The 4,690-nt window shown below is 72.2% G+C and carries 5 protein-coding genes and 1 pseudogene; 4 read left to right on the forward strand and 2 right to left on the reverse strand.

Features of this window, described 5'->3' with window-relative positions; genetic code table 11:
* Both VB737_RS14990 and VB737_RS14995 read left to right on the forward strand, forming a co-directional pair.
* Positions 1–242: pseudogene (locus tag VB737_RS14990) on the forward strand (hypothetical protein); the annotation flags it as partial.
* 5 nt (positions 243–247) lie between these two features.
* A complete protein-coding gene (locus tag VB737_RS14995; protein WP_500314137.1) occupies positions 248–910 on the forward strand; it encodes a transaldolase family protein in 663 nt (220 codons plus the stop codon).
* Positions 911–920: 10 nt separating this feature from the next.
* Here VB737_RS14995 and VB737_RS15000 read toward each other — a convergent pair whose 3' ends face one another.
* On the reverse strand, positions 921–1,388 hold the full coding sequence (locus tag VB737_RS15000) for a 30S ribosomal protein PSRP-3 (RefSeq protein ID WP_500314139.1): 468 nt from the start codon (positions 1,386–1,388) through the stop codon (positions 921–923).
* A gap of 63 nt (positions 1,389–1,451) precedes the next feature.
* On the opposite strand from VB737_RS15000, the gene VB737_RS15005 reads away from it, so the two are divergent.
* On the forward strand, positions 1,452–2,249 hold the full coding sequence (locus VB737_RS15005) for a TIGR01548 family HAD-type hydrolase (protein ID WP_500314144.1): 798 nt from the start codon (positions 1,452–1,454) through the stop codon (positions 2,247–2,249).
* Here VB737_RS15005 and VB737_RS15010 read toward each other — a convergent pair.
* Positions 2,221–3,552 carry an aminopeptidase P N-terminal domain-containing protein gene (locus tag VB737_RS15010; protein WP_500314141.1) on the reverse strand — a complete coding sequence of 444 codons (1,332 nt, stop codon included), beginning with the start codon at positions 3,550–3,552 and terminating at the stop codon, positions 2,221–2,223. The genes VB737_RS15005 and VB737_RS15010 overlap by 29 nt on opposite strands.
* A 103-nt stretch (positions 3,553–3,655) precedes the next feature.
* Between VB737_RS15010 and VB737_RS15015 the strand changes: the two genes are divergently transcribed.
* Positions 3,656–4,669 carry a CNNM domain-containing protein gene (locus VB737_RS15015; RefSeq protein WP_500314143.1) on the forward strand — a complete coding sequence of 338 codons (1,014 nt, stop codon included), beginning with the start codon at positions 3,656–3,658 and terminating at the stop codon, positions 4,667–4,669.
* Positions 4,670–4,690: the final 21 nt, after the last annotated feature.

The raw sequence follows: 4,690 nt of genomic DNA on the forward strand, positions 1-4,690 counted from the left end.
GCCGCCAGGATCCCGCCCCGCTGAAGGCCGCGGCCGCCGCCGACCCCCTCGCTGCCCTGATCGCCGCCGATCTGCCGGCGGAAGATCACCGCGACGGGACACTCCCGGCGGCCCAACCAGCTGCCGCCAGACCTGCTGCCGCCAGACCCCGCCGCCCCCTGCGGGCGCTGGGCGCCTGTCCCGCCCTGCTGGAGGCCCTCGACCGGCAGTGGGCCGTCACCCCAGCCACCCCCACCCCCTGAACCCCATGGCCCTGCGTCTGCTGCTCGACTGCGCCGATCCCCTGGAGTGGGAGCGCTGGCTGCCCAGCGGCCTGTTCCAGGGCGTTACCACCAACCCGACCCTGCTGCGGCGGGCCGGCCAGCCCTGCACCCTCGATCACCTGGCGCCGCTGAGCGCGCGGGCCGCGGCCTTGGGGTGCCGGGAGATCCATCTGCAGACCTGGGGCGGCAATGCCGAGCAGCAACTGGCCAACGGCCGGGCCCTGGCCGCTCTTGATCGCCAGCGGGTGTACGTGAAGGTGCCGATCACCCGCCAGGGGGCGGCGGTGGCGCGCGCGCTGATCACCGAGGGCGTGCCGGTCACCTTCACGGCCTGCTACGAAGTGGCCCAGGTGCTGGTAGCCGCCGCCCTCGGGGCCGATGGCATCGCCGCTTACCTGGGCCGGATCAGCGATCTGGGCCGGGACGGCCATGGCGAGCTGATCGCCATGCAACGGGCCCTGGAAGGGGTGGGATCCGGCACGCGGCTGCTGGTGGCCAGCCTGCGCCAGCCGCAGGATCTGGCCCGGCTGGCCGCCGCCGGCCTGGCCCACCACACGATCAGTCCGGCGATTGCCGCTGCCCTCTTCGGCAGCCCGGACACGGCCGCGGCCGCCGAGAGCTTCGAGCGTGACGCGGCCGGGACCTGAGGCCCGCCGATCAGGCGGTCCCGCAGAAGGTGACGTCGGGGAACTTGACCTTGGCTTCCTCGAGGGATTTGCCGCGCCCTTCCTCCTGCCAGTAGTTGATCACCTCGGTGGCCTTGTTGAGGATCTCGACCCGCTCGTTGTCGGTGATCCAGCTCTTGGCCTCCAGCTCGCCCTTGAGGGTTTCCCAGGCGTCTTCCCGGGGCCAGAAGAAGTAGGCGGTGAGGGGGCTGGGCCCGCCACCGACGATCTGATCCACCGCCAGGGCGACGTTGTCGGGGAGCCAGAGGATCTTCACCAGGAAGCGGCCCTCGTCGGCCTTGGGGGTGTAGCCCGAAGGCACCCCGTCCTCGTCGATGGTGGCGGTGGCCAGGGCGGCACTGCCGCCGCGCAGCACCGGACGCCCTTCGGTCGTGTCGGCTGCGATGGCCGCCGGGATGGCGCTCAGGGCAGCGGCCTCGGCACTCTCAGGGGCTGTCACGGTTTCGGCGCTCAAGGAGAAACGGCAATTGCCTAACCTACCAGCCGATTCGCAGCAACCCCACTGGCCGCCTCCGCCGCCCCCCGTGCCGTCCTCCTCTTCGACATCGACGGCGTGATCAGGGATGTGGCAGGCAGTTACCGGCGCGCCATCGTGGAAACGGTGCGCCATTTCAGCGGCTGGGCCCCGCAGAGCGCCGTCATCGACGCCCTCAAGGGGGAGGGCCGCTGGAACAACGACTGGCACGCCTCGATGGAGCTGCTGCGCCGCCACGGCACCGACCCCCTGCCCGGCTGGGACCGGCTGGTGGCGGTGTTCAGCGACCACTACTTCGGCGGCGATCCCGAAGGAGACCCCGCCCTCTGGAGCGGCTTCATCGGCAGTGAGCCCCTGCTGGTGGACGCCCCCTTGTTCGTGGCCCTGAGCGGGCGGCGGATCGCCTGGGGCTTCGTCAGCGGCGCCGAGCCCCCCTCCGCCCGCTTCGTGCTGGAGCGTCGGCTGCAACTGATGGCGCCCCCCCTGGTCGCCATGGGCCAGGCCCCCGACAAGCCCGACCCCACCGGGCTGCTGGCTCTGGCGGCCACCCTGGCGCGCGTGCCCCTGGGGGCCGGAGCACCGCCCGTGGCCTACCTGGGCGACACCGTGGCCGATGTGGAGACCGTGCGCCGGGCCCGCCTTGAGGTGCCCGGCCAGCGCTTCGAGGCCCTGGCGGTGGCGCCCCCCCACCTGCAGCAGGCCGGCCGGGAGGCCGAGCGCCAGCGCTACGAGGACCAGCTGCGCCAGGCCGGGGCCGACCGGATCCTGGCGTCCACCCGCCAGGTGCTGGAGCTGTTCAGCGCTCCATCGCCGCCGGCGCCTTGAGGGCGGCGGCCGTGAGCACCTCGTGGCCGTGGTCGGTCACCGCCACGTCATCCTCGATCCGGATGCCGATCCCCTTCCAGCGCTCCGCGATGGCGGGCTGGCCCTCCGGCACCGCCAGCCGGTCGCTGATGTAGAGGCCGGGCTCCACCGTCAGCACCATGCCCGGCTCGAGGGCCACGTGGTGCTCGCCCAGCCGGTAGGCGCCCACGTCGTGGACGTCGAGGCCGAGCCAGTGTCCGGTGCGGTGCATGTAGAGATGGCGGTAGGCCCCCTGCTCGATCAGGCCGTCCACCGCCCCATTCAGCAGGCCCAGCTCCACCAGCCCCTCCACCAGCACCCGCACGGCGGTGTCGTGGACGCCTTCGGCGGTCTGGCCCGGGGCCACCGCCGCCACCGCCGCCTCCTGGGCGGCCAGCACCAGCTCGTAGAGGGCCCGCTGCTCGCCGCTGAAGCGCCCGTTGACCGGGAAGGTGCGGGTGATGTCGCCGTTGTAGTAGTCGTCGAGGCTGCAGCCCGCGTCGATCAGCAGCAGGTCGCCGTCCCGCAGCCGGTCGGCGTTGGCGGTGTAGTGAAGGACGCAGGCGTTGTCGCCTCCGGCCACGATGGATCCATAGGCAGGCCCGCGCGCTCCCTGCTCCAGAAAGTGCTGCTCGATCACAGCCTGCACCTGCCGTTCGCTCAGGCCGGGCCGGGCCACCTGGCGGGCCAGCTCATGGGCCTCGGCGGAGATGCGGGCGGCCTCCCGCAGGCGGGCCAGTTCCTCGGGCTCCTTGCGCAGCCGCAGTTCGTGCAGCAGCGGGCAGGGGGCCACCAGCCCCAGGGCGGCCTTGCCGCTGCGGGGGGCCCGATCCAGCTGGCGGCCCCAGGCGGCCAGCACCAGGGGCTCCACCTGGGGATGGCGCCCCACCCGGAAGGCGATCCCCTCGGCACCCTCGAGATACTCCGCCAGCCGCTCGGCCAGCTCGCTGCGGGGATGGGCCACATCGGCGCCGAAGTGGCTGACGGCCCCGTCACAGCCCCAGCGGAAGCCGTTCCACACCTCGGCCCCCGGATCCTTTGCCTCAACGAACAGCACGAAGGGGGTCTCGGGCCGGTGGGGCAGGAACAGGGCCACGGCACCGGGCTCGTCGAAGCCGGTGAGGTACCAGAAATCGCTGTTCTGGCGGAAGCTGTGCTCCACGTCGGCGTGGTGGGTCACCAGCGCCGCCCCCGGAATCACCGCGGCCGCGCCGCCCAGCTGCTGCAGAAACCGCTGGCGACGGCGGGCCAGCAGGGCGGGGTCAATCGGGGCGGTGTGGGGCATCGAAGCGAAGGGACGGACAGCGAGAAGATGGCACAGCCGATTAAATACACGTGATCCCCCCGAACCTGCCCGTGCCGCTCCTGTCTGTTTCGATCAGCCGCGGATGAACGACCTCCTGCTCCTGGTGCTGGCGGTGGTCGTGATGCTGATGGGGTCCTTCCTGTGTTCGGGGGTGGAGGCGGCCCTGCTCACGGTCAACCCGGTGAAGGTGCAGGAACTGGCGAGCCGACCCCGACCGGTGGCGGGGGCCCGGCGGCTGGCGGCCCTGCGGCAGCGCCTCGGCCGCACCCTGGCGGTGCTGGTGATCGCCAACAACATGTTCAACATCTTCGGCAGCCTGATGGTGGGCGGCTTCGCCAGCGCCGTGTTCGCCCGCCACGGCATCAGCGGGCCGGCCCTGCCCCTGTTCTCGGTGGCCCTCACGGTGCTGGTGATCCTGCTGGGGGAGATCCTGCCCAAGGCGATCGGCAGCAAGCTGGCCCTGCCCGTGTCGCTGGCCGTCGCCCCCGGACTTGGGCTGTTCACCACCCTGTTGCTGCCCCTGGTGCTGCTGCTGGAGCGGATCCTGCCGGCGATCACGGCCGAGAACGAGATCAGCACCGACGAGAACGAGATCCGCCTGCTGGCTCGCCTCGGTTCCCAGCAGGGCCAGATCGAGGCCGATGAGGCCGCCATGATCGCCAAGGTGTTTCAGCTGAACGACCTCACCGCCCGCGACCTGATGCTGCCGCGGGTGTCCGCCCCCACCCTGGCGGGTCACCAGAGCCTCGATGAGCAGCGTTCCGTCCTGCTGCGCCACACCACCGCCTGGTGGGTGGTGCTGGGGGAGGAGGTGGACGAGGTGCTGGGGGTGGCCAGCCGCGAGCAGCTGCTCACCGCCCTGGTGGAGGGCCGCGGCGACAGCCAGGCCGCCGACCTCTGCGAACCGGTGGAGTTCGTGCCGGAGATGATCCGGGCCGACCGGCTGCTCACCAGCTTCCGCCGCAACGGCTCCGGCGTGCGGGTGGTGGTCGATGAGTTCGGCGGCTTCGTGGGGGTGATCGGGCCCGAGGCGGTGCTGGCGGTGCTGGCCGGCTGGTGGCGCCGGCCCGCCTCCACCGCGGAGACCGCCCCATGACGACCGCGGCACCGGCAGTGG

It is taken from the genome of Synechococcus sp. BA-120 BA3, assembly GCF_034931285.1.
In the GTDB taxonomy this organism is placed as follows: domain Bacteria; phylum Cyanobacteriota; class Cyanobacteriia; order PCC-6307; family Cyanobiaceae; genus Cyanobium.